The sequence below is a fragment of the Kushneria sp. AK178 genome, assembly GCF_053903105.1.
In genome coordinates this window covers 773,115-796,618 of record NZ_CP096381.1, presented here as the reverse complement: position 1 = coordinate 796,618, position 23,504 = coordinate 773,115, and the positions used below count along the sequence as shown (strand labels likewise).

Below are 23,504 nucleotides of genomic sequence, written 5' to 3'. Positions count from 1 at the left end.
GAAAAGCCGTTGAGCCGGGCCTGATCAGGCCCTTTCCCCGACCTGCGGGATGTCAGGAGCCCGAACCTTCCCATGGCACGACTGTTTATCGTGGCCGCCCTGCTCTGGCTGGGATGGCTTTTTTATCGACGCCTGAAACGTCAGCGCAAGCCTCAGCCGCCGACCCCGGCATCCGGTGAAGCGATGGTGCGCTGTGCCTGGTGTCATGTGCATGTGTCACGCCGTGATGCTCTGGAAGACCCTCATGTCAACGAGGTGTCACGACACCTGCCGGGCGAGAAGCACTGGTTCTGCTGCAAGGATCATCAGGCACGCTTTATCAGCCATGGGCCACAGCCGCGCCAGTGATCATCCCGAGCGGGGCACGGCGTAGGGCGCCGGATCCACCGGCGGTGGCGTACCGGCAATGTGGGCGCACAGAAGATCTGCCGTGGCCGGTGACAGCACCACCCCGTTGCCGCCATGTCCGGCATTGACGTAAAGGCCCTCGACATCTTCCAGCGCGCCGACAAGAGGAATACTGTCGGGCGAGCCCGGCCGCAGCCCGGCCCAGTGATGGGTTACTTCGACCTCCCGGAGCGCCGGCAGCATCTCCAGTGCCCGGGCATGAATCTGCTCGTAACCTTCAGCGGTCGTGGCGCGATCAAAGCCTGCATCCTCAAAGGTACTGCCGGCCACAATGCAATGATCGCGCCGCGGGATCAGATAAAAGCCGTTCATCAGCATCACTGATTGAAGCAGGGCCTGCTCGGCTTTGAACAGCAGCATCTGGCCCCGAACGGGCGTGATGGGCAGCCGGGCGTAAGGCGCCATCAGCTGACGTGTCCAGGGGCCGCCCGCCACCACGACCCGCGGCGCCGAATACCGGCCTCCGAGGCCTTCCACCCCGTCGACTCGGCCCCTTGTCATGGAAAGCGCGGTCACCTCGAAGTGCTCCACAAGCGTCGCGCGCGGATGATCCATCAACCACTGTCGCAGTGCCCGGCCCAGCCGTGGGGTTCTGATACTGCCGCGCTCGGGCAGCCAGAAGGCCGGCGTCAGCTCGGGCGTCACCTGCCGCCCCAGACGTTCGTGCGCCTGAGACGAGGAAAGGGACTCGAGCCTGTCGTGATGGCGCCCCGACCAGGCCCGCGCCTTCTGATCATCCTCGACCCGGACATGCATGATGCCATGGGGCGCATACTGCGGGTCGATGCCGGTGTCGGCCGCCAGCATGCCGGCGAGCTCTTCCCACTGCGGTGCTGCCAGCGCATCAAGGCACGCGATGGGGTCGCTGTAGCGCCAGGGATACAGCGGTACCAGAATCCCGCCACCGGCCCAGGACGCCTCGCGCGCGCACTGACCACGCTCCACGAGCGTGACCCGAAAACCGTGCTGGATCAGCTTGAAGGCGCTCATCATGCCATTGATGCCGCCGCCCACCACAATCACATCGCTTGCTTTCACACGCCTCCCTGTGCCTGTGTATCCCTCACGTCGATTCGTCGACCCGACCCTTTTATAAGAAATCCCTAAAATATAGCGATTAACCTGCCGTTAAAGCATCGAGCCCCTGAAAAAGAAAGGATAGTGTCTTGCGTTCTCAACAGGGTGTCACGCTTTTGGAGGCCATGGTAACCGTGGCCATCATGGCGATGATCATCGGCTGGGTCATACCACTTACGCAGCAGTGGCATGCCGACCGACTGCTGGATGCCCGGATGCGGGCGCTGCAGGGATTGATGCAGCAGGCCCGACTGGCCAGCCTGGATCACGGCAGGCCCTGGACACTGTGTGGCAGTCACGACGGACAGCGCTGCGACGGCCAGTGGCAGCATCTGCTGGTGCTGGACGCCGATGGACAGGTTCGCTATCACGACCGTGGGCACGACAGCATCACCCTGCGCTGGAAGGGTCTGTCCCGCGCGCTCGTTTTCCATCCCCGGCTGTCGAGCAGCATGCTCAACGGCACTTTCTCTCTCTGCCACGCCCGAAAAACACGTCAGCTCATCGTCAATCGTCTGGGACGCATGCGGTTTCAGAGCCTGGATACCGAGGGGACGTGCTGATCCACGCCTGTTATTCAAGCCAGAGTTTTTCAAGCGGCATCGGCCGGTGCATGTAATAGCCCTGGGCATAATCGACGCCCATGTCGACAAGCCTTCGCATGCTGGCGGCATCCTCGATGAACTCGGCCACGGTCAGCGCTCCCAGCCGGTGGGCGATCTGATTGATGGCATCCACGATCACCTGATCCAGGGCGTTGTCGTTGACGTGGCGGATGAATCCCCCATCGATCTTGATGATATCGACCTCGAAATTACGCAGATAGCCAAAAGAGCTCAGTCCGCTGCCAAAGTCATCCAGCGCCACACGACACCCGGCCTCACGCAGCGCCGCGATAACCTCACACGCCAGCGCAAGGTGGTTCATGAGTGACGTTTCCGTGATCTCGAAAATCAGGGCCTGCGGCGGCAGGGGCGAGCGGGACATGGTTTCCACGAGCCAGGGCAGGAAACCCGCATCGTTGAGGGAGTTGGCGGAGAGATTGATACTCAGCGAGCGGCCGTTGAGCACCTGCGCCAGCCGCTCGCCATCGTGAATCAGTGCATGCTCGATTACCCAGCGATCCACCGAGGCCATGATGCCGTACCGCTCGGCCACCGGAATGAAGGCGCCGGGGGCGATGATCTCGCCCTCCCGACCCAGCATCCGGACCAGAATCTCCAGATAGTCGCGGCCGTCGCCCTGCAGCGGCACGATACGCTGGCAGAACAGGCTGAAGCGATCACTCTCGATGGCCTCGCGCAGCCCGGCCGCCATGACAATATCGCGATGATACTGCTCGATGTCCTCCTGCTCCGGATGATAGACCGTGGCGCGATTGCGCCCGCACTGTTTGGCGGTATAACAGGCCACATTGACGCGACTGATCAGGGCGCTGAAGCTGTCGGCATCGCCGTCCACTGGAATCAGTCCGGCACTGACGCCCACATCATGCAGCTGCCCGTCCCACGCGAACCGCAATGCGCCGACGGCGTCGATCACATTATTTACCCACGCCACCGATGTCTCGATATCACGGTCATGGAGCAGAACGGCGAATTCGTCACTCCCCAGCCGGGCCGGCACATCGCGGGCCCCGAGATGCTGCTCGATCAGTCGGGCGATCTCGATGAGCAGCGCGTCTCCCGCCAGCTGGCCCGCCGAATCGTTGATGATCTTGAAATGATCCAGATTCAGAACCACCAGAACGGACGGCGCCTGCTCGCCGTGACCGAGGCTGTTTTCAACTGCCTGCTCGAACCACCAGCGATTGTACAGTCCGGTCAGGGCATCGTGACTGGCGGTAAAGGTCAGACGACGCTGCAGATCACGGGCCCGGGACATGTCCTGAAACACCAGAATGACCCCCATCGTTCGACCACCGGCAACGCGTACCGGCGCCGCCGTGGCCTTGACCTCACGGGTCTGCTGATCGCTGTTGATCAGAATCGAATCGTCGCCGGCCATACAGACCTCGTTGCGCGACAGGCAGGTCTCGATCAGCTCCAGTGCCTGCGGCATCATGTCCGGGCCGTACAGATGAAATACCTCCTGAAGCGCACACTGCCGGGCCTGCTCAAAGCGCCAGCCGGTAATTTCTTCCGCCACGGGATTCATGAAGACGACACCGCCCGCCATATCCGTGGCAATGACTCCATCACCGATCGAGTCGAGGGTAACCTGCAGTCGCTCCTTTTCCGCCTGCAGTTCCCGGGCCAGCTGTTCACGCTCGAATTCGGCCTGACGGGCGGCATGAATATCGATCAGCGTACCAACCATCTGCAGCGGCCGGCCCTGCTCATCGAAGCGCATGACACTGCCGCGGGACTGATACCAGCGGTAGCTGTCGTCCTGCTGACGCACGCGATACTCCGCCACGTACTGCGGTGCCTCGCCCGCCAGGTGCGCTTCCATGGCCCTGACCGTGTCTTCCAGATCGTCGGGGTGGATATTGTCGCGCCAGTACGCCAGCGAGCAGCCGGAAGCATGGCTCTGCCCCAGCAGGCGGCGAGCCTCCAGGGACGCACTGACCTGTTGACGCGCCAGATCAATCTCCCAGACGCCCTGACCGCTGCCCTCCAGGGCGGCTTTCCAGCGCTGCTCGCTTTGCAGCAGCTGCGCCTGCTCGCGGCGAACCCCCTGCAGCGCCATGCCCAGCAGCAACGCCGGCAGCACCGTCAGGCCGATGGCGATATAGTGGAACACGCCGAAAGGCATGACGCCCCACTGCTGACGGCCATACATCAGCATGACCAGCGATATTACGCTGATCAGATTGACCAGCGTGCTGCGAAAGAAATCCAGCAATAGCGCGCCCAGCAGCAGCGGCACGATACTCCAGACGATTTCGCTCGGGAAAAACAGTGTAATGACCGTATTGGTCAACACGCTCATGATCAGCATGGCGCTGAAGGCCGTCAGCACCCCCTGCGACAGCAGCGTGCGCCAGCGCTGAATGGAGCTTTCAAGTGCCACGGGCAACATGACCAGCATGCCCAGCGCGCCGGAAATGTAGCGTCCCCACCATGGATGAAAACTTTCCGGCCCATACCAGGGCGACATCAGTACCAGCGCCATTGAGCCGATCAGCGGGATCACGAAAACACTGATCAGAAGCAGGCTCATGAATGACGAAACCGGCGCCATGGTCAGAGTATCTGCATGACGCCAGCGTAACCACAGCGCGCCAATCAGGATTTCGACCAGATTTATAACGGTATATTGAATGACATTGTGAGAGGCATGATCGATGAAGGCATGAGCGATGTAATGGGCCAGCATGTCGGCCAGCGCAATACCCGCAAGCGGCAGGATCCAGTCGCGTGGATGCAGACGTATCAGCGCACCGATGGCCATGGGTCCGGCAAGCCATGGCGGCACTAATATCACGATGTCATGTGACAGCATCATCGCGCCCAGCGCCAACAGCAGATAGGCCAGCATGAACAGCAGCAGCCGCAGCCAGCGAGCCGTACGTGGTCGATCACTGCTCCCGAAGAGCTGCTCGTAGATTTCCGACATCCGTTCCCTGCGCTCAGCCCTCTGGGGCATTATTATATTGTCGTGTGATCGATTCACGGTGCACGGTGCTGCTTTCCGACGTTACTGCTGGTACCACCATAGCGGCGCGGTGACCAGACACTCGCGAAAGGCACCGTCCTCTGCATCATATTGGCCACAGTGATTGCCATCGTCCGTCTCCGGAGCCTGTCCGGCATCGCCGAGCACCTCTGCGACCTGATCGGCCCTGACACTGTCGAGCACCCGGGTACGCAGCCCCTCGATCAAAAAGGCAGGCGTTTCCTGCAGATAGCCCCCCATGTCGATGCTCTTGACCGTGGCCCTGCGCTGCTCATGCCGATGGCCATTGTCCCGCCAGGTGGGCAGGGAAAACCCATACAGGCGCGAAGCGCCGCGCACCGCCATGCACATGTCGTCGGGCACGTCAGGATGATAGGTCGTGAAAAGCGTGTTGCCGGCGATGGTAGAGGCATCAGACAGCACCTTCGTGCCGGCAGGTAACATCAATCGCCAGCCATGAAAGGCGTTCGTGTCCAGAAAGCCCTGACGATCCACCGGGGCGCCAAGCGTATAGGTCGATGCCTGCATCGGCGCTTCGATCAGATCATCGTTATGCAGTACGCCGGGCGTCGTACCACCACGGGAATCGTCGAGCCATCGGCTGACATCAAGAATATAGAAGGCGTCCTGACTGTCACCAACCAGCGGATCGGCGCGGTCGCCGCTGCCCAGCATCAAAAGATCCACCGGCTGTTGATCCAGATAGGTACGCACCAGATTGGCCCGGTTGAAAAAGGCACGATCGACACCGTCATGATCATGACGCCCCAATGATGCGACCTGATGGAGCTGCCAGTCGGCCGTCGTTTTTTGCCTGCCCCGATCATCGCTTCCCAGGCGCAGGTCGGCCAACCAGACATTGCCGCCGGTATCGCCGAAAAAGGCGCCATCCACCGTCCCGTCAAAGTTTCGGTCCACCGGGGTAATGGTCGCCGGCACACTGTCTTCGGGCCCCTTCAGCGAGGCGATAATTGTTCCCCTGCGGGCATCAATCACTGCCATCCCTGCACCGAGTCGGGCCGGGCCCCGATCAGCCCCGTCACCGGCCGCGAGGTCATACCCCATGCCGACCAGAAAGACAGCGCGACCGTCGTCCAGTGTCGCCGCCACCGGGGTGGACCAGCTCTGCCCCCAGTCGGGCTCGAGGGCGCGCCAGGCCAGCCCGGGCTTATCGAGCGTGGTGACATCAAGGCCGTAATACCCCCGCCCACCGCGGCCGAAGCCGAAGGCCAGCACGGCATTGTCGAGCGTCACATGACGCTGACCGTCGCCATCCCGGGTCGTCGCGTAATCAAGCCAGGCGCCCGGCGAGCCATCCACCCCGTAGTGTGTCGACTGGGATAAATAGCTCACCCCGCCCTGCGCTGTCGGCCAGGGGTATTCGGGCAGGGTATTGAGCATGCGATACACGGCCATGCCGGATGTCTCGCGCGGCCAGAAGGCCCAGCGCTCTGCCCCATCCCTGTCATCAATGGCGTGGAGTACCCCTTCGTTGGTCCCCACAAGGACGCGAATGCGCTGACGATCCACCGGGCAGTCAGCGCGCGCATCAGCGCAGCCATAGTTGATGGCCAGCGGCTGTGAATGCACGATGTCGCCCATGACCCAGGGCCGGACATCGGTCTCGCTGTCGTTGGTCACGTCAAGCCCGTAGAGCCAGTCTGCCAGCTGGCGCGGGGTGTAGCGGCTCTGTTCCAGCACCCCCAGCGCACGACTGTCGATCCCGTCGGCATCGAGCGTCTGCAGGGCACCGGGGGCGGGCAGTCGTGTAAAAGTGGCATTCCTGCCCACATCGGTATAGATCTGCCGGCCGGTAGACACCTGCTCCCGAATCCGTGCCCCCGCCCCGCCCTGCTCCACGGCATCCGGTGCGGCAATCTCCGTGATGCCCCGGCTCCAGAGATCGCGCTTCACGGGATTGGTCGGCGCACTCCTGTCGACGGCAAACTTTTTCAGATTGCCGGTCCAGGGCACATAGCCCCGAGGCAGAAAGCCCGGAGAGTAGACCTGTCCCAGATTCTCGGTGCCCTCGATATTGGCGGCCGTACTGAAACGCTGCGTCTGTATCTCGTTTTCGATGATGCTGCCCAGAATCCGACTGAAGGCCAGATCCAGTCCGTCGCGGTCGTTGGCCTCGTAATAGCCCTGCGCAATGCCCGGCGGCGGTTGGGCGGCATCCTCGAGAAGGTGCTGGCGCGTGGTAAAGCCGATGGTAAAGGTGTAGGCGTGCTGAGTGCCGCCAAGCCCGGGCGCCAGATCCGTTTCGGCCATGTAGCGGGTCAGCTGAGGCAGGCAGTTTTCCTGGCGCAAGACACGTGTAACATCCAGCGGGTCAACAGCGTCGTAAAAGTTACAGGCCTTGCCGGTCAGGTCACGTATGCCGGCATTGGCGCTGGTATCCCACTGCGGCATGCCGTCGGTCATGTAGATGACATAGACATTTTCGCAGGGGCGCAGCGGCCGATGGTAACGGCCGTTGCCATCCTCGGCGTTGCGATCCCGCGGAGGTGCCACACCGCCACTATCCTTGCCATAGCTGACTGACTGACCCGAAAAATAGCGATACACCTCGGCCATGGTCTCGCACAGCGGCGTGGACGTATTGGCCTGCAGGGCAGTGATCGTATCCAGAAGCGACAGGCGTTCACTGCCGCTCTGACGAGCCTCTCTGGTGAAGGCCTGAATGACGCGCCCGCCGTTATGGCGCTCCTGAATCCGGCAATTGCTGTTATAAAAAGAACATTGGATGTCGGCACGGTTGTCGTTGAAAACGCTCAGGGAAAAGTTGATGCCGGGATGCTTGCTGACCAGACCGCTGACGATCTCCTTCGTGACCTGCAGACGTGTCGCCTGACTGTTTTTGACGGTCTCCTTCATGCTGGCCGAGGTATCGATGATCAGCATGACCTGCGGCTGCCCGCCGCCACCGCTGGCCTGATAGGCCGGCAGGTAGATATCCACGTCATCGGCATGGCCGGCACTGGATACCGCCAGGGACATCACCAGGGCCGCCGGCAGCCGCCACCGCTGCCGATATTGATACAGGTCGGCGCCCATTACGGTGCCCCTCCCGAGCTCAGTGTCACCACGCCCTGATAAATGCCCTGCCCCTGATCGCGATCATCATCAAAGTCTTCCGGCACGGCGCGCAGGTTGAAATAGCGAAAGCGCTGCAGCGCGCCGGGCCCGGCGTTGGCCAGGCTGGTGGCATAGCGGCGCTTTAGCTGCTCGCGTATCGCGCTTGAGAGCCCCGCCTGGTCATCATCGAGGCACAGCCGCTGAACGCTCAGCTGCGTACCGGTCTCGGGGGCCGCCGCACTGTCGCTGCATTTCTGGGCCAGATAGGCCGGCATGAGCGCATCAAGTCGTGACAGTTGCGTCTCGATCTGACCGTCCTGCTGCTGAAAACGCTGTACGCCGGTCTCGGCGTAGTGGGCCAGCCGGGTGTCCAGAAGGCCACGCTGCACCAGCGACACTGCCAGCATCGTCATGGCGGCCAGCAGTATCAGCCCGATGACCAGCGTAAAGCCGCCCTGTTGATGGTTAGAGCCCATGCGCCCCCCTGAGACGGCCGTTACGCAGTGTCGCCGTGGTCACGAACAGTCGGCGCTGATAGTGATCGGCCTCAAAAGCGATTGAACGCCCGGCGATCAGAAACGTTTGCGCGGGCATCGGCTGCGCCATCCGTTCACTGCGCATCACAAGATAGAGCCGGGCAGCGACGACCCGATCCCAGTCTTCTGCCTGCCACGGCGCCACGGCGTCACTGGCATAAAAGCGATTGACGCTGCCGTCACTGTTGTCATCGCGTCCCCACTCCACTTCCAGGGCTTCGATATGACGCACGATTTCGCTGCTGTTGGGCCGGCCCGATGCGCTGCGCTGATTCACGTAGAGCGCCGGCACGCGCTCGCCGCTGTAGGCGTCATCCACCATGCGCAGGTAGTAGATACTGTCGCGGTAATGCCAGTCGCCCTGACAGGGCTGATCGAAAGTGAGGTATCGCGAGACATCAAGCGTCAGGCAGGTGCCGTTGCCGTGATCGGCATAGCGGACGGCCACCACGGCGGCGGGTCGCGACGGACCATGATCGAGCGTCACAGCGCTTTTCGGCACCAGGCCAAGCGCTTTAGCCTGCTCGGCCGTGCCGCCCCAGACCGGCAGCGCGCATGCAACCTCCACCGCTTTGGTCATGTCGCCGCAATCATCGCTGCGCGCCGGCGTCATGATTTCGCCCCAGAAGCCGGTACGCTGCAGCTCCTCGCTCAACAGCTGCGTGGCCATGCGTCCCCTGACCTGCAGATCGGCCATGGCATGCTGCTGATGGAAGCTGCGCCCGGTCTGCATGTAGAGCACGATGACAGCGGAAAGCACCATCAGACCCAGCGCCATGGCGATCATCATGTCCAGCAGGGTGGCGCCGCGCTGGGCATGGCCGGGGGAGACAGCAACGGCAGGCATCAGCCGCGTACCGGGTAATAGCGGCTGCTGGCGCTCACGCTCTGGCGGGCGCTCTGGATATCAGCACTGGCGCAGACATGGCCCCGGGCACTGTCACTCCGCCCGGTGCCGCGCCAGGCGAGGGTAACGGTGACGTCATAGCGCTGCGCCTGTGGCGTCACCGCGATGCAGGCACGGGCCTGCGGCAGGCCATCAAGGCGGCGATGCTCCTCCTGCGCCTGCATGATCTGATGTTCCCAGTCCGCGAGATCAAAGCGGGCCAGTGCCTGGCTGTCGCAGGGCGCCTGACGGCAATCACTGCCGCCCTGCTGCTGTCGATCACCGATGGGGGCATGGGCACTTTCTCCCACGCTGTAGACGGTCATTGCCTCGCGGGTGGCGTTGGCGCGCAGTCGCTCGAGCATGTCGTTGACCAGCAGCGTGGCACGACCACGCTGAAGCGCCTGCTCGTTGGCCTGCTGGGCGTTCAGCACCAGGCTCATGACACCCATGGCGCCCAGACTCAGCACTACCATGGCGACCAGTACTTCCAGCAGGGTAAAGCCCCGCTGTGCGGGAATACATGTATGAGACATCATGTCGAATCCGGGCGCTTGACAGCGCTTTTATCGGCATGACGGCAACATGACTTGAGACGGCGGGCGCCTGCCGCCCCGAAAGCGGGTCAGGCAGGCGATGGCGGGAAAATCAGGAGCGGCGACGCTCGCCCAGTTCGCGCTTCAGACGAGTGAGGGGCTTGATCACCAGAAAGCCGAAGGAAACGCCGCCCTCCTTCGTCTCTATGGCGTGGTGCATGCGGTGGGCCTGAATGCGCTTTTTCCAGAAACGTTGCTGACGGTCAAACGGCACCGGGAAACGCCGATGCACCAGACCGTCATGAAACATGAAATAGACCAGCCCATAGGCCGCAATCCCCAGCCCCAGTGCCAGCTGATAGGCATGGCCGTTGAGCCCGTTATAGATCAGTACGATCGAGGGCAGTGCAAAGATCACGGCAAACAGGTCATTGAGCTCGAAAAGCCCGTGACGCTCGCTGTGGTGCGAGCGATGCCAGCACCATAAAAAGCCGTGCATGATATAGCGATGCGTGAACCAGGCGACGAACTCCATGCCGGCAAACGCCAGCAGGAACAGCAGTACCCAGAGCAGCAGTTCTCCCATACAGGCCTCCCGAGGGGTCCTAGACGCTGGCGATGACCTTCTCGCGCAGCTCCTTCGGCATGGTGAAGGTAATGGTCTCCTCACGCCCCTGGAGCTCTTCGGGTTCGTGACCGCCCAGCGCCTTGAGACGGTCGATCACGCCCTTGACCAGCACTTCCGGGGCGCTGGCACCGGCCGTCACGCCAACAACGTGACAATTGTCGAACCACTCACCCTGCATCGCCTGCGCATCATCGATCAGCCATGCCGGCGTGCCCATGCGCTCGGCAAGCTCCGCCAGGCGATTGGAGTTCGAGCTGTTGGCACTGCCGACCACCAGCAGCACATCGCACTGCTCGGCCAGCTCGCGAACGGCGTCCTGACGATTCTGCGTGGCGTAGCAGATATCATCCTTGCGCGGTCCCTGAATGGCCGGAAAGGTCTCGCGCAGCGCATCGATGACCTTCGAGGTATCGTCCATCGACAGCGTGGTCTGGGTCACGAAGGAGAGGTTCTCGGGGTCCTTGACCTTCAGTGCCCGCGCATCCGCCTCGTCCTCGACAAGATAGATGCCACCGCCGTAGCTCTCGTCATAGCGTCCCATGGTGCCTTCGACCTCCGGATGCCCGGCATGGCCGATCAGGATGCACTCGCGCCCGCGTTTGGCGTAACGCAGCACCTCCATATGCACCTTGGTCACCAGCGGACAGGTCGCATCGAAGATGCGCAGGCCGCGGCGCTCGGCTTCCTGCTGCACGGCGCGCGAGACGCCATGAGCCGAGAAGATGACGATGTTGTCGTCGGGGATGTCATCGAGCTCCTCGACGAAGATGGCGCCGCGCTCGCGCAGCGTCTCTACCACGTAGCGGTTGTGGACCACTTCATGGCGAACATAGATGGGGGCACCGAACACATCCAGCGCCCGGTTGACGATATCAATGGCGCGATCAACGCCTGCACAGAAACCACGTGGATTGGCCAGCCTGATCTGCATGGGCCACCTCGCTGTTGAATAATGGTGTCAGTGTCGCACATCACTACCGGATGGGCGAACGGTGACGGGGCCGGCCGGCCCCGTCGTGAAATGCGAAATGCGCCTAGTGGGTCGTGGCGGGCGTGACGCTGAGGACTTCCACCTCGAAGGTCAGCGTGCGCCCGGCCAGCGGATGATTGAAGTCCACCTCGACCTGGCGCTCGTCTACCGATTTGATAACCCCGGGCAGCTCACCGCCGCCGGTGGGATCAGCAAAGGACATGACCACGCCCTCTTCCAGCGACGCCTGATCGTCGAAGTCCGTGCGCTTGAGCATCTGCACATTCTGGGGATTCCACGGCCCAAAGGCGTGCTCCGGCGCCACATCCACCACGCGCGTTTCGCCGGCATGCATGCCCCTGATCGGCTTTTCAAAGCCGGGCGGCAGATTGCCGTCACCGAACACGAACTCGGCCGGACGCTTGCCACGGGTAGTATCCACCTCGGTGCCGTCTTCGAGCCGCAGGGTGAAATGGATACTGATCGTCATATTGTCGTCGGCAATCGGTCCCGCCGCAGTGCCGGCCTGATCACGGGAGTTATCCGTCATGATGGCGCTCCGACTGTGAAGTATCTGCTTTGTCACGCCGGAACGAGGCAATGATAATACCCGCAGCGCCCAGCGTGATGGCCGTATCGGCCAGATTGAAGGCCGGGTAATACCAGCCCTGCCAGTGAAAGGATAGAAAATCCACCACGTAACCGTGTACCAGACGGTCAAACAGATTGCCGATGGCACCGCCAATGATCAGCGTGATCGATACCTGATTGAGCCGGTCATGGCGATCAAGCCTGGCCAGCCAGATGCTCAACGCGATCACGGCGCCCACGGCGATCAGGGCAAACAGCCAGCGCTGCCAGCCTGCGTGTTCGGACAGAAAGCTGAAGGCTGCCCCGGTATTGTGCAAAAGCGTCAGGTTGAAAAACGGCAGTACCTCGACCGGACGGGCATAGGCAAGCGCCATGCTGGCCCATGCCTTGGTGCCCAGATCCAGTACGATGACGGCCAGCGACAGCCACCACCAGCGCAGCGTATAGCGCGCATGCGCGTATTGGCCGCTAGGCATGGCGGCGTACCTCACCGGGGCCATCCGGCAGGTTGGCAATGGAGCGCGCCGACAGCGTCGGATAGGCCGGGTCGGCCCCCACGTCGGCACGGCGCTCCCAGCTGCGCTCGTCCTTGTCGAACCCGCTCAGGCGGATGGCCACCTTCAGACCGTCAAGTTCGGTTGCCCTGGCGTTATCGCCCTCGCTCAGCGGCACCAGGGTAGCTTCGGAGGTGATCAGCACAAAGCGCAGCTCCTCCTCGAAGCGCGACAGCAGGTCGTGAAGTTCATCATTCACATACAGGGTCACCTCGCTGTCCAGCGCGCCCTTGATGACACCCTCGTTGCGGGCATCCTCGAGCTGCTTGTTGACCGCCTGCTTGACCTCGATCACCCGGTCCCAGAACGCACGCCCCATGGTCGCGTCTTCCGGCAGCGTGGCAAGCCCCTCGTACCAGGTCTCCAGCAGGACGCTGTCGCCGCGCTCGCCGGGAATATGCTCAAAGATCTCCTCGGCAGTGAAGGAGAGGATCGGTGCGACCCAGCGCGACAGCGCCTCGATCACGTGATAGAGCGCACTCTGACAGCTGCGGCGTGCCAGCGAATCCGCCTGGGTGGTGTACTGGCGATCCTTGATGATATCCAGATAGAAGCCGCCCAGATCGCGGGCACAGAAGTCGTGCACCTGCTGGTAGACGTCGCGGAAGCGATACTCCTCGTAGGCCGTTTGTATGCGCGCCTGTAACAGGGCAGTACGATCGACTACCCATTGATCCAGCGCGATCATGTCGTCAAAGGCCACCATGTGGCGTGCCGGATCGAAACCGTTCAGATTGCCCAGCAGAAAGCGCGACGTATTACGAATGCGACGATACACGTCGGCGGTGCGCTTGAGGATCTCGTCCGAGACCGCCATCTCGCCCGAGTAGTCGGTCGAAGCCACCCACAGGCGCAGGATATCGGCGCCCAGCTTGTCCATGACCTCCTGCGGGGCGACCACGTTGCCCAGCGACTTCGACTGCTTGCGCCCATGGGCGTCCACCGTGAAGCCGTGGGTCAGAAGCTGTCGATACGGCGCGTGACCATCGATGGCCGAACCGGTCAAAAGCGAAGAGTGGAACCAGCCACGGTGCTGATCCGACCCCTCCAGATACAGATCGGCCAGCGGGCCGCTGTCATGGCCCTGGGGGTGGGAACCCCGCAGTACGTGACGATGGGTGGTGCCGGAATCAAACCAGACATCCAGGGTGTCCATCACCTTCTCGTAATCACCGGCTTCCGCCCCCAGCAGCGTTTCGGGGTCGAGGCCGAACCAGGCATCGATCCCCTCCTGCTCGACCAGCCCGGCCACCTCTTCCATGAGCTCAACGGTGCGCGGATGCAGCTCACCGGTCTGTCGATGCAGGAAAAACGGGATCGGCACCCCCCAGTTACGCTGGCGCGAGATGCACCAGTCGGGTCGATTGGCAATCATGCTGTGCAATCGCGCCCGGCCCCAGGAGGGCGTGAACTGCGTGGCCTCGACACCCTCGAGCGAGCGCTCGCGAAGCGTTTTGCCATCCCGACCCTGGATGTCCATGCCCACGAACCACTGCGCCGTGGCGCGATAGATCACGGGTGACTTGTGGCGCCAGCAGTGCATGTAGCTGTGCGTGATGGGCTTGTGCGCCATCAGGGCGCCCACTTCCTCGAGTTTTGCGACAATCTCCGGGTTGGCCTTCCAGATCAGCTGGCCGCCAAAGTACGCCAGATCATCGACATAGACGCCGTTGCCCTGCACCGGGTTGAGCATCTCGTCAAAGCTCATGCCATAGGCGCGGCAGGTATTGAAGTCATCCACGCCGTAGGACGGCGCCGAGTGCACGATGCCGGTGCTGCCGATTTCGGACTCGACGTAGTCGGCCAGATAGACCGGCGAGAGGCGATCATAAAAGGGATGGCGGAAATGGATCCGATCCAGCGCGCTGCCCGTGGTCGTGGCGATCACCTCGCCGCTCAGGCCAAAGCGCTCCAGACAGCTCTCGACCAGCTCTTCGGCCAGCACCAGCAACCGCTCGCCGGTATCCACCAGCGCGTAGGTGAAGTCCGGATGGACGTTGAGCGCCTGGTTGGCGGGGATGGTCCAGGGCGTCGTGGTCCAGATGACTACCGCAGCAGGTTTTGCCAGCGATGCCAGACCAAAGGCCGCGGCCAGTTTGTCCGCGTCTTCCACCGGAAAGGCCACGTCGATGGCCTCGGACTGCTTGTCCTGATACTCCACCTCGGCTTCGGCCAGCGCCGAGCCGCAATCAAAGCACCAGTTGACCGGCTTGAGTCCCTTGAAGACAAATCCGGCCTCGACCATCTCGGCCAGCGCCCGGATCTCGCCGGCCTCGTTGACGTAATCCATGGTGCGATAGGGGTGATCCCAGTCACCGATCACGCCCAGGCGCACAAAATCGGCCAGCTGGGTTTCAATCTGGGCTGCGGCGTAGTCACGACACAGCGCGCGTGCCTTTCCAGGCTCCAGATGCTTGCCGTGGGTGGTTTCCACGCGGTGTTCGATGGGCAGCCCGTGACAGTCCCAGCCCGGCACATAGGGCGCATCAAAGCCGGCGAGATTCTTCGATTTGACGATGATGTCCTTGAGAATCTTGTTGAGCGCATGCCCGATGTGGATGCTGCCATTGGCATAGGGAGGGCCGTCATGCAGCACGAACAGAGGGGCGCCGGCGCGCGCCTCGCGCAGGCGCTGGTACAGATTCATGTCCTGCCACTGCGAGACCCGGCCCGGTTCCTGCTTGGGCAGCATGCCGCGCATGGGGAAATCGGTATGGGGCAGATTCAACGTATGCTTGTAGTCGCTCATAACCTGATGGTCAGCCGTCACTGTTCATGTTTGCTGCGTTCCGCCGCCAGTGGCGCCGAGGCCATGGGATAGCGGGAGGAAGGCAAGAATGCATCCACCCCTTCTGCGTCGGGCAGATCGCCTGCGACGTCAGAAGCGTGCTGCAGGAAAGCGTGTTGCTGGAAATAGTCGCGCGCCTGGTCGATATCCTGATGAATGCGGCGCTTGAGTTCATCGATGGAGGCAAAGGTCTCCTCGCCCCGCAGCCTGGCGCAGGGCATGACGACAAGACGCTGTCCGTAAAGCGATTCATCGACGTCAAAAAGGTGCACTTCCAGCACCGGCCGGTCCGCCCCGACCGTGGGGCGCCAGCCGATGTTGAGCACGCCGGGCACCTCGCGACCGTCCTCGAGCCGGGTCATCGCGGCCAGCACGCCGCGCAGGACCAGCGGCCCCGGCACCAGCGGCAGATTGGCCGTGGGCACGCCAATGGTTCGACCCAGCTGGCGATCCCTGACCACGCGTCCCTCCAGGCTGAAGGGCCGTCCCAGAAGCTGCCCGGCCTGCTCGAAATTGCCCGAGGCCAGCAGGGTGCGCACCCGGGTACTGGAGACCCGCTCGCCGCTGATCTGAAAGGTGCGCGTGTGCTCGACCGAAAAGCCGACCCGCGCGCCCACCGTCCGGAGCAGATCAAAGTCACCGGCGCGGTCGCAGCCAAAGCGAAAATCATCTCCCACCACCAGGTGGCGAACCCCCAGCCCCTGGATCAGAACGCGGTCGATGAATTCACGTGCCGAGAGCTCGCGCAGGCGACGATTAAAGGGCAGGCACAGCACCCGATCCGCGCCGTATTGCCCCAGCAGGCGCACCTTGTCGCTCAATCGTGTCAATCGGGGCGGGGCCTGATCGCCGGCGAAATATTCGCGCGGCTGGGGTTCGAACACCACCACCACGGCCGGCAGGTCGTGTGCCCGGGCGTGCGCCTTCAGCTGATCCAGAATGGCCTGATGGCCAAGATGGACCCCATCAAAATTGCCGATGGTGACAACACTGCCCCGATGCCGGGGGCGTAGATTATGTAACCCTCTGATCAGTTCCATGTCGACTGCTGCCCGCCGCGATAAACCTTCGATTATAGCGATGTACACGCCGAACGGACAGGCATCAGCCGCGCAGTTTGAAGTGGCGCACGCGCACACCTGCCAGCCCCAGCCAGCCGAAATAGACGACCACGGCGGCAACAATCAGCCCCAGCAGCACCGCCAGGCGCTGCTCGATGTCCCACGCCAGCCACTGCTGCCAGTCGGGCGTGAACCACCAGAGCCCGCCGGCGAGCAGCCCACAGCCGACCAGCAGCTGCAGGGCAAAGCGCCCCCAGCCGGGCTGAAATTGCAGCACGTTGCGCCCCATAAGCCCTCGCCCCAGCAGCAGCGCATTGAGCCAGGCGGAAAGCGCCGTGGCCAGCGCCAGTCCGGCGTGCGCCAGCGGCCACATCAGCATCAGATTGAAGGCCATGTTGGCCACCATGGCGATGATGCCGATCTTCACCGGCGTTTTCGTATCCTGACGCGCGTAATAGCCCGGCGCCAGCACCTTGATCAGCATGAAGGCCACCAGCCCGATGGCGTAGGCCCGCAGGCTCTGCGAGGCCATCGCAATATCGTGATCGGTCATCGCACCGTAGTGAAAAAGCGTGATCAGCAGCGGCTCGGCCAGCACGATCAGTGCCAGCGCTGCCGGTAGCCCGATCAGCAGCACGGCACGAATGCCCCAGTCGATCATGCGGGCAAAGTGTTGCGGGTCATCGCTGGCATGCTGGCGCGACAGAGCCGGCAGGATCACCGTACCGATCGCGATGCCGAATACTCCGAGCGGCAGCTCCACCAGGCGGTCGGAGTAGTACAGCCAGGAAACACTGCCGCCCACCAGTATGGAGGCCAGCACGGTATCGAGCAGCAGATTGATCTGCGACACCGACACCCCGAACATCGCCGGCCCCATCAGACGCAGAATGCGGCGCACCCCGTCATGGCGAAAGCTGGGGCGCAGCCGTGGCAACAGGCCCAGCCGCATCAGAAACGGAATCTGGAACAAAAGCTGCGCGATGCCGGCGATCAGCACGCCCCAGGCCAGCGCCATGACCGGGATCTCCAGCAGCGGTGCCAGCCACAGCGCCGCCCCGATCATCGACAGGTTCAAAAGCACCGGCGTAAAGGCCGGCACGGCAAAGCGGCCGTAGCTGTTGAGCACGCTGCCGGAAAAGGCCGTCAGCGAGATCAGCAGCAGATAGGGGAAGGTCAGGCGCAGCATCTCGGCGGTCAGCGCCAGCTTGCCGTGTCCGTCATCATGAAATCCGGGGGCAAAGACCCAGACCAGCCAGGGCGAGCACAGCACAGCCAGCACCGTGACGGCCAGCAGTACCACGGCCAGCGTCCCGGCCGTGGCATCCAGAAGCTCTCGGACCTCCCGGCGCTCGCGCTGGGAGGCGTACTCCGACAGGATCGGCACGAAGGCCTGATTAAAGGCGCCCTCCGCAAACAGCCGGCGCAGGAAGTTGGGAATCCTGAAGGCAATAAAGAAGGCATCGGCACCGCTGCCGGCACCGAAGAACGTGGCGATCACCACATCACGCGCCAGCCCCAGTACTCGTGACAGCATCGTCATGACGCTCACGACCATGCCCGAGCGCAGCAGCCCGGCGCCCTTTGCCCTGCTTACTTCAGCACTCACGAGATGGTATCCCCCGTTGTGGAAAGCGCCACATGATGCCTCGTATCGTTGCCCACCACACTGCCCGAAGACGCAAAAAACCGGCCGAAGCCGGTTTTTTACAGGTGCTGCTGTCTATAACAGGGCGTTTCCCTGCTATCAGGCAGCCAGCGCCTTGATACGCTTGTTCAGACGGCTCTTGATACGAGCAGCGCGATTCTTGTCGTAGGCGCTCTTGTCAGCGATACGATCGATCACACGCTGAGCGACACGGAACTCGGCCATGGCGGCGCTGTGATCACCGGTGTTGATTGCCTTGACGACACGCTTGATGTGCGTGCGCACCATGGAACGCTGGCTGGCATTTTTCTGGCGGCGGCGCTCGGCCTGGAGGGCGCGCTTGCGTGCCTGACGGATATTGGCCATCGTCTACTCCCTGGAGTGGTGACGTTGATGAATTTTGATAAAAGCGCCTCTTGGGTGGGCACCTTCACAAGAGAGGCGGCATTCTAGCAGCGCCCCCCGAGCAATGCCAGCCCCGGATCAGGGACCGTGCAGGACCACCATATTGTCGCGATGAATGAGCTCCGGCGCCTCGATATAGCCCAGATGGGCCACGATATCGTGGGTCGGCACGCCCAGAATCCGGGCCGTATCCTGGGCGTCGTAGTTGGCCAGCCCCTTGGCCACCGGCTCACCGTCACTGTCCACGCACAGCACCATGTCACCGCGGCGGAAGCTGCCCTCCACTGCCGTCACGCCCACCGGCAGAAGACTGGAGCCGCGCTTGCACACGCGCGTCACGGCGCCCTGATCCAGCGTCAGGGTGCCGCGCACCTGCAGCTGTCCGGCCAGCCAGCGCTTGCGCGCCGTCATCGGCGCATGCTCGGGTACCAGCAGCGTGCCGATATTGTCACCATCCAGCAGGCGGGACAGCACCTGCGGCTGACGGCCGCTGGCGATCAGCGTCAGCGCCCCGGAGCGCGCGGCCAATCGAGCGGCGCGAATCTTGGTCGCCATGCCGCCCCGGCCCAGCTTGCCGCCGTCACCGGCCACGGCCACCCAGCGCGGGTCGTCCGCCTTGCCTTCGCTGATCAGCTGCGCATCGGCGTCCCTGCGGGGGTCGGCGTTATAAAGGCCTTCCTGATCGGTCAGGATGATCAGGGCATCGGCCTCCAGCAGATTGACCACCAGCGCGCCCAGGGTGTCGTTGTCACCAAAGCGGATCTCGTCGGTTACCACCGTGTCGTTTTCATTGACGATGGCCACCACACCCAGATCGATCAGGGTGCGCAGCGCCGAGCGTGCGTTGAGATAGCGCTTGCGGTTGGAGAGATCGTCATGGGTCAAAAGAATCTGCGCGGTGCGGATGTCAAACCGGGCGAAGTTGTCCTCGTAGCTGCGCACCAGCCCGGTCTGCCCCACGGCGGCGGCGGCCTGCAGGTCATGAAGCGCGCTCGGGCGCACCTGCCAGCCCAGCCTGACCATGCCCTCGGCCACGGCCCCCGAAGAGACCAGCACCACCTCGACACCGCGCCGATGCAGCTCGGCGAGCTGATCCACCCAGGCACCGATGGCCGTCTCATCGAGACCGCGGCCATCGTTGGTCAAAAGGGCACTGCCGATCTTGACCACCACGCGCCGCACCCGGGTCATCTGGTCGCGACTCCCCGCTACCGCCTGCTCCATCATCGCACTCTCCAGCGCCGGTCCCGTGCCCGGCAGGACTCAGGGCTTGTATTCCACTTCAACATCGAAATCATCGTCGTCGAAGTCATCGTCATCCTCGGCTTCATCACGGCGCTTGCGCCCGGCCATAAAGGCCAGCCGTGCCTCGGTGCGTGCCACGGCCTCGGCCTCCATGCGCTCGCGAACGGCCCGCGTACGAGCAGCGGCGTCCTCATCTTCCTGCTCGAGCCGGCGCTGTTCGACAAGCCAGCGATGCACGGCCTGCACCAGCTCATCCGTGCCCTGCCCGGCAATGGCCGAGATGCGAAAGATCGGGCCGTCCCAGTTCAGCCGCTCGAGGATGCGCTCGAGCATGGCTTCGCGAGTCTCCTCATCGACAAGGTCACACTTGTTGAGGACCAGCCAGCGCGGGCTCTCGGCCAGCGTTGGAGAGTACTGCTCGAGCTCGCGAATGATGATATCGGCCGACTCGACCGGATCACTTTCATCAAAGGGCGCCACATCGATGACATGCAGCAGCAGGCGCGTGCGGGTCAGGTGCTTGAGAAACCGTAGCCCCAGTCCGGCGCCGTCGGCGGCGCCCTCGATCAGCCCCGGCACGTCGGCCATGACAAAGTGCTCGTGAAGCCCCAGCTTGACCACGCCGAGATTGGGCACCAGCGTCGTGAACGGATAATCCGCCACCTTTGGGCGTGCTGCCGATACGGCGCGGATCAGCGTCGACTTGCCGGCATTGGGCATCCCCAGCAGGCCAACATCGGCCATCAGCTTGAGCTCGAGACGCAGCTCACGGCGCTCGCCCTCGCCGGCCGGCACGTTCTGGCGCGGCGTACGGTTGGTCGAGGACTTGAAGTGCACGTTACCCAGGCCCTTGCGGCCCCCCTGGGCGACCTTGAGCTCCTGCCCCACGGCGGTGATATCGCCGATGATCTCGAGGGTTTCGACATCGATGATGGTCGTACCCACCGGCACCTTCACCACCAGATCCTCGCCCTTGCGGCCGTTCATCTGGCTGCCGCGCCCGGGCTGTCCGTTGGGCGCCTTGTGAAAACGCTGAAACTTGAAGTCGATCAGGGTATTGAGCGATTCATCACCGACCAGAATGACGCTGCCACCGTGGCCGCCGTCGCCGCCATCCGGTCCGCCGCGTGGCACGTACTTTTCACGGCGGAAGCTGACGCAGCCACTGCCACCGTTACCGGCTTCCACCGTGATCGAGGCTTCATCGACGAACTGCATGTCACTACTCCCGGCGACGAATCGCCCTGTCTACAAAACCGGTTATCGAAAAACAAAGGGCGGCTGTTCGAGCCTGTACCGACCATCGTCATGTGACGCCCGGCACGGCACCAGCGCCCATGGGTCCAGCATACCGACCGACCCACATGATAAAAAAAAGCCCCGCCTGAGCGGGGCTTTTGAGCAGATCAGCGGTCTCAGGCAGAGACGATGCTGACGTGCTTGCGCTTTTTCGGACCCTTGGTCTCGAACTTCACCTGACCGTCGCGCAGGGCGAACAGGGTGAAGTCACGACCGACGCCGACGCCTTCACCGGCGTGGAAACGAGTGCCACGCTGGCGAACGATGATGCTGCCGGCAGAGGCTTCCTGACCACCGAAGAGCTTGACACCAAGGCGTTTTGACTCGGAATCGCGACCGTTGCGCGTACTACCTGCGGCCTTCTTGTGAGCCATGAGTATGACCTCCTGAAAATGCGGAAAAACGCTTACGCAGTAATCCCGGTGATTTTGACTTCAGTGTACCACTGACGGTGGCCCTGACGCTTCATGCTGTGCTTGCGGCGACGGAACTTGAGAATGTTGACCTTCTCGCCGCGGCCGTGAGAGACGACCTCTGCCTTGACAACAGCGCCCGACACCAGCGGTGCACCGATCTTGACGTCGTCACCGCCGACCAGCAGTACCTGATCGAAATCAATGCTGTCACCGGTGGCCACGTCCAGCTTTTCAAGCTTGAGACGCTGACCTTCCTGGACGCGATACTGCTTGCCGCCGCTCTTGATTACTGCGTACATGGAATTCTCCAATTGACTCATCCGGTTGGCTGCTTCATCGACCTGTGGCAAGTGGCTCTGCCCCCGCGTCACACAGGGTAGGCAAGCCATCTTACAGGGAGCACGATGAGTTAAGGGCGCGAATTATAACCGCCCGCGCGAGGCAACTCAAGGCCCGGCATGATGCATCTTGACGCCCATGAAGGGGTTACCTAGCATACCGGGCATCCATGTCGCTTCGACGCCCAAAGGGCCTTCGAGAAGACTGCCCGGCAAACCCAAGCCCCCTGTTGTCCTGCCGGCCCGGGCCCATGCCTGCAGGGAATAGAAGCCCGAGGTTCACTGTGAACAGCCAAGTCGTTTCACCCAGCGTCTCCAGGACCCATGAACCCGTCATGGAAGACTTTGCAGCTGTTGACCGCACCATTCGCGCGCAGCTTGCCTCACATGTCCCCCTGATCGAGACGATCGGCAACTACATCATTGAAAGCGGCGGCAAGCGCGTTCGCCCGCTGCTGGCGCTTCTATCGGCCAGAGCCCTGGGCTATGAAGGCCGCCAGCACATTACGCTGGCCGCCCTGATCGAGTTCATGCACACCTCGACCCTTTTGCATGATGATGTGGTGGATGAATCCCATCTGCGCCGCGGACGCGCCACGGCCAACGATACCTGGGGCAATGCGCCCTCGGTGCTGGTCGGCGATTTTCTCTACTCGCGCTCGTTCGAGATGATGGTCGAGGTCGGCTCCATGCCGATCATGGCCGTACTCTCCAATGCCACCTCCGTCATTGCCGAAGGCGAAGTGCTGCAGCTGACCAATATCGGCAACGCCGATATCGATGAAGCGGCCTATTTCGACACCATCCAGGGCAAGACGGCCATGCTGTTCGAGGCCGCCTCCCACACCGGCGCGATGGTGGCCGGTGGCAGCGAGGCGCAGATCGAGGCGCTCAAGCTCTACGGCCGCTATCTGGGACTGGCCTTTCAGCTCGTGGATGATCTGCTGGACTATCAGGGCGATGCCAGCGAAATGGGCAAGAACGTGGGTGATGACCTGGCCGAAGGCAAGCCCACCCTGCCCCTGATTCGGGCCATGGCGGTAGGTGCCCCGGCACAGGCCGACGTGGTCCGGCGCGCCATCGGCGAAGGCGGCCTCTCCTATCTGGATGAAGTCCTGACCATCGTCCGCGACACCGGCGCACTGGAATACACGCGCTCGCGCGCCAGCGAGATGGTGGACCGCGCCCTTGAACAGCTGACCCTGTTGCCGCCGTCACCCTATCGCGAGAGCCTCGAGCTGCTGGTACGCCAGGCCGTGGACCGTCACGCCTGAGGGGCTTGCATTCCCTGAAACAGGGCGTATAATGCGCACCGTCATGACGCGCTCGTGACACTCGGAATATAGCTCAGCTTGGTAGAGCGCTGCCTTCGGGAGGCAGAGGTCGTAGGTTCGAATCCTGCTATTCCGACCAGATACG

General features: G+C 62.7%; 21 protein-coding genes and 1 tRNA gene. 4 read left to right on the top strand and 18 right to left on the bottom strand.

Annotated features, from left to right (window positions below; translation table 11 throughout):
• The first annotated feature begins 72 nt into the window (after positions 1–72).
• Entirely contained in the window at positions 73–348 is a 276-nt protein-coding gene (locus M1D97_RS03595; RefSeq protein ID WP_456269386.1) for a PP0621 family protein, read from the top strand.
• Here M1D97_RS03595 and thiO read toward each other — a convergent pair whose 3' ends face one another.
• A complete protein-coding gene (gene thiO / locus M1D97_RS03590; RefSeq protein ID WP_456269385.1) occupies positions 349–1,446 on the bottom strand; it encodes a glycine oxidase ThiO in 1,098 nt (365 codons plus the stop codon).
• Between the two features lie 128 nt (positions 1,447–1,574).
• Here thiO and M1D97_RS03585 point away from each other — a divergent pair, with 128 nt between their 5' ends.
• A complete protein-coding gene (locus M1D97_RS03585; protein WP_456269384.1) occupies positions 1,575–2,048 on the top strand; it encodes a GspH/FimT family pseudopilin in 474 nt (157 codons plus the stop codon).
• Positions 2,049–2,058: 10 nt separating this feature from the next.
• Here M1D97_RS03585 and M1D97_RS03580 read toward each other — a convergent pair whose 3' ends face one another.
• From M1D97_RS03580 to rplU, 17 genes are all read right to left on the bottom strand, one after another.
• The gene (locus M1D97_RS03580) at positions 2,059–5,046 is read right to left on the bottom strand and encodes an EAL domain-containing protein (protein WP_456269383.1); all 2,988 of its coding nucleotides are present in this window, start codon (positions 5,044–5,046) and stop codon (positions 2,059–2,061) included.
• Between the two features lie 81 nt (positions 5,047–5,127).
• Positions 5,128–8,163, bottom strand: a complete 3,036-nt coding sequence (locus tag M1D97_RS03575; RefSeq protein WP_456269381.1) for a PilC/PilY family type IV pilus protein — start codon at positions 8,161–8,163, stop codon at positions 5,128–5,130.
• The gene (locus tag M1D97_RS03570) at positions 8,163–8,660 is read right to left on the bottom strand and encodes a hypothetical protein (protein WP_456269380.1); all 498 of its coding nucleotides are present in this window, start codon (positions 8,658–8,660) and stop codon (positions 8,163–8,165) included. Before M1D97_RS03570 ends, M1D97_RS03575 begins: the two co-directional genes overlap by 1 nt.
• Positions 8,650–9,567: a PilW family protein gene (locus M1D97_RS03565; RefSeq protein WP_456269379.1), complete on the bottom strand. Its 918-nt coding sequence runs from the start codon at positions 9,565–9,567 to the stop codon at positions 8,650–8,652. Before M1D97_RS03565 ends, M1D97_RS03570 begins: the two co-directional genes overlap by 11 nt.
• The gene (gene pilV / locus M1D97_RS03560) at positions 9,567–10,145 is read right to left on the bottom strand and encodes a type IV pilus modification protein PilV (RefSeq protein ID WP_456269378.1); all 579 of its coding nucleotides are present in this window, start codon (positions 10,143–10,145) and stop codon (positions 9,567–9,569) included. Before pilV ends, M1D97_RS03565 begins: the two co-directional genes overlap by 1 nt.
• Before the next feature lie 109 nt (positions 10,146–10,254).
• Positions 10,255–10,728 carry a sterol desaturase family protein gene (locus M1D97_RS03555; protein WP_456269377.1) on the bottom strand — a complete coding sequence of 158 codons (474 nt, stop codon included), beginning with the start codon at positions 10,726–10,728 and terminating at the stop codon, positions 10,255–10,257.
• 19 nt (positions 10,729–10,747) lie between these two features.
• Positions 10,748–11,701, bottom strand: coding sequence for a 4-hydroxy-3-methylbut-2-enyl diphosphate reductase (gene ispH, locus M1D97_RS03550; protein ID WP_456269376.1), 954 nt, complete (start codon positions 11,699–11,701; stop codon positions 10,748–10,750).
• A gap of 103 nt (positions 11,702–11,804) precedes the next feature.
• Complete coding sequence (locus M1D97_RS03545) at positions 11,805–12,290, bottom strand: FKBP-type peptidyl-prolyl cis-trans isomerase (protein WP_456269375.1); 486 nt, start codon at positions 12,288–12,290, stop codon at positions 11,805–11,807.
• On the bottom strand, positions 12,280–12,807 hold the full coding sequence (gene lspA / locus M1D97_RS03540; RefSeq protein WP_456269374.1) for a signal peptidase II: 528 nt from the start codon (positions 12,805–12,807) through the stop codon (positions 12,280–12,282). The genes M1D97_RS03545 and lspA overlap by 11 nt, the downstream gene beginning before the upstream one ends.
• Positions 12,800–15,634: an isoleucine--tRNA ligase gene (ileS, locus tag M1D97_RS03535; protein ID WP_456269373.1), complete on the bottom strand. Its 2,835-nt coding sequence runs from the start codon at positions 15,632–15,634 to the stop codon at positions 12,800–12,802. The genes lspA and ileS overlap by 8 nt, the downstream gene beginning before the upstream one ends.
• A gap of 17 nt (positions 15,635–15,651) precedes the next feature.
• A complete protein-coding gene (gene ribF / locus M1D97_RS03530) occupies positions 15,652–16,713 on the bottom strand; it encodes a bifunctional riboflavin kinase/FAD synthetase (RefSeq protein WP_456269372.1) in 1,062 nt (353 codons plus the stop codon).
• 64 nt (positions 16,714–16,777) lie between these two features.
• The gene (gene murJ, locus M1D97_RS03525) at positions 16,778–18,292 is read right to left on the bottom strand and encodes a murein biosynthesis integral membrane protein MurJ (RefSeq protein ID WP_456270166.1); all 1,515 of its coding nucleotides are present in this window, start codon (positions 18,290–18,292) and stop codon (positions 16,778–16,780) included.
• Between the two features lie 189 nt (positions 18,293–18,481).
• Positions 18,482–18,748 (bottom strand): 30S ribosomal protein S20, encoded by a 267-nt coding sequence (gene rpsT / locus M1D97_RS03520; RefSeq protein WP_456269371.1) that lies wholly within the window; start codon positions 18,746–18,748, stop codon positions 18,482–18,484.
• 117 nt (positions 18,749–18,865) lie between these two features.
• Positions 18,866–20,011: a glutamate 5-kinase gene (gene proB, locus M1D97_RS03515; RefSeq protein ID WP_456270165.1), complete on the bottom strand. Its 1,146-nt coding sequence runs from the start codon at positions 20,009–20,011 to the stop codon at positions 18,866–18,868.
• Positions 20,012–20,050: 39 nt separating this feature from the next.
• The gene (gene cgtA, locus M1D97_RS03510) at positions 20,051–21,250 is read right to left on the bottom strand and encodes an Obg family GTPase CgtA (protein ID WP_456269370.1); all 1,200 of its coding nucleotides are present in this window, start codon (positions 21,248–21,250) and stop codon (positions 20,051–20,053) included.
• 197 nt (positions 21,251–21,447) lie between these two features.
• Complete coding sequence (gene rpmA, locus M1D97_RS03505; protein ID WP_086621944.1) at positions 21,448–21,705, bottom strand: 50S ribosomal protein L27; 258 nt, start codon at positions 21,703–21,705, stop codon at positions 21,448–21,450.
• Positions 21,706–21,737: 32 nt separating this feature from the next.
• The gene (gene rplU / locus M1D97_RS03500; protein WP_090134923.1) at positions 21,738–22,046 is read right to left on the bottom strand and encodes a 50S ribosomal protein L21; all 309 of its coding nucleotides are present in this window, start codon (positions 22,044–22,046) and stop codon (positions 21,738–21,740) included.
• A gap of 374 nt (positions 22,047–22,420) precedes the next feature.
• Between rplU and M1D97_RS03495 the strand changes: the two genes are divergently transcribed.
• A complete protein-coding gene (locus tag M1D97_RS03495) occupies positions 22,421–23,359 on the top strand; it encodes a polyprenyl synthetase family protein (protein WP_456269369.1) in 939 nt (312 codons plus the stop codon).
• A 62-nt stretch (positions 23,360–23,421) separates the two neighbouring features.
• Positions 23,422–23,498 (top strand) — tRNA-Pro (locus M1D97_RS03490).
• Positions 23,499–23,504: the final 6 nt, after the last annotated feature.

What these genes read in the sequence shown, in the direction of transcription:
- M1D97_RS03595 (WP_456269386.1), top strand. Translation starts at nt 73, where the DNA reads ATGGCACGACTGTTTATCGTGGCCGCCCTGCTCTGGCTGGGATGGCTT.
- M1D97_RS03580 (WP_456269383.1), bottom strand. Translation starts at nt 5,046, where the DNA reads ATGTCGGAAATCTACGAGCAGCTCTTCGGGAGCAGTGATCGACCACGT.
- M1D97_RS03575 (WP_456269381.1), bottom strand. Translation starts at nt 8,163, where the DNA reads ATGGGCGCCGACCTGTATCAATATCGGCAGCGGTGGCGGCTGCCGGCG.
- M1D97_RS03570 (WP_456269380.1), bottom strand. Translation starts at nt 8,660, where the DNA reads ATGGGCTCTAACCATCAACAGGGCGGCTTTACGCTGGTCATCGGGCTG.
- M1D97_RS03565 (WP_456269379.1), bottom strand. Translation starts at nt 9,567, where the DNA reads ATGCCTGCCGTTGCTGTCTCCCCCGGCCATGCCCAGCGCGGCGCCACC.
- pilV (WP_456269378.1), bottom strand. Translation starts at nt 10,145, where the DNA reads ATGATGTCTCATACATGTATTCCCGCACAGCGGGGCTTTACCCTGCTG.
- M1D97_RS03555 (WP_456269377.1), bottom strand. Translation starts at nt 10,728, where the DNA reads ATGGGAGAACTGCTGCTCTGGGTACTGCTGTTCCTGCTGGCGTTTGCC.
- ispH (WP_456269376.1), bottom strand. Translation starts at nt 11,701, where the DNA reads ATGCAGATCAGGCTGGCCAATCCACGTGGTTTCTGTGCAGGCGTTGAT.
- M1D97_RS03545 (WP_456269375.1), bottom strand. Translation starts at nt 12,290, where the DNA reads ATGACGGATAACTCCCGTGATCAGGCCGGCACTGCGGCGGGACCGATT.
- lspA (WP_456269374.1), bottom strand. Translation starts at nt 12,807, where the DNA reads ATGCCTAGCGGCCAATACGCGCATGCGCGCTATACGCTGCGCTGGTGG.
- ileS (WP_456269373.1), bottom strand. Translation starts at nt 15,634, where the DNA reads ATGAGCGACTACAAGCATACGTTGAATCTGCCCCATACCGATTTCCCC.
- ribF (WP_456269372.1), bottom strand. Translation starts at nt 16,713, where the DNA reads ATGGAACTGATCAGAGGGTTACATAATCTACGCCCCCGGCATCGGGGC.
- murJ (WP_456270166.1), bottom strand. Translation starts at nt 18,292, where the DNA reads ATGGTCGTGAGCGTCATGACGATGCTGTCACGAGTACTGGGGCTGGCG.
- rpsT (WP_456269371.1), bottom strand. Translation starts at nt 18,748, where the DNA reads ATGGCCAATATCCGTCAGGCACGCAAGCGCGCCCTCCAGGCCGAGCGC.
- proB (WP_456270165.1), bottom strand. Translation starts at nt 20,011, where the DNA reads ATGGAGCAGGCGGTAGCGGGGAGTCGCGACCAGATGACCCGGGTGCGG.
- cgtA (WP_456269370.1), bottom strand. Translation starts at nt 21,250, where the DNA reads ATGCAGTTCGTCGATGAAGCCTCGATCACGGTGGAAGCCGGTAACGGT.
- rpmA (WP_086621944.1), bottom strand. Translation starts at nt 21,705, where the DNA reads ATGGCTCACAAGAAGGCCGCAGGTAGTACGCGCAACGGTCGCGATTCC.
- rplU (WP_090134923.1), bottom strand. Translation starts at nt 22,046, where the DNA reads ATGTACGCAGTAATCAAGAGCGGCGGCAAGCAGTATCGCGTCCAGGAA.
- M1D97_RS03495 (WP_456269369.1), top strand. Translation starts at nt 22,421, where the DNA reads ATGGAAGACTTTGCAGCTGTTGACCGCACCATTCGCGCGCAGCTTGCC.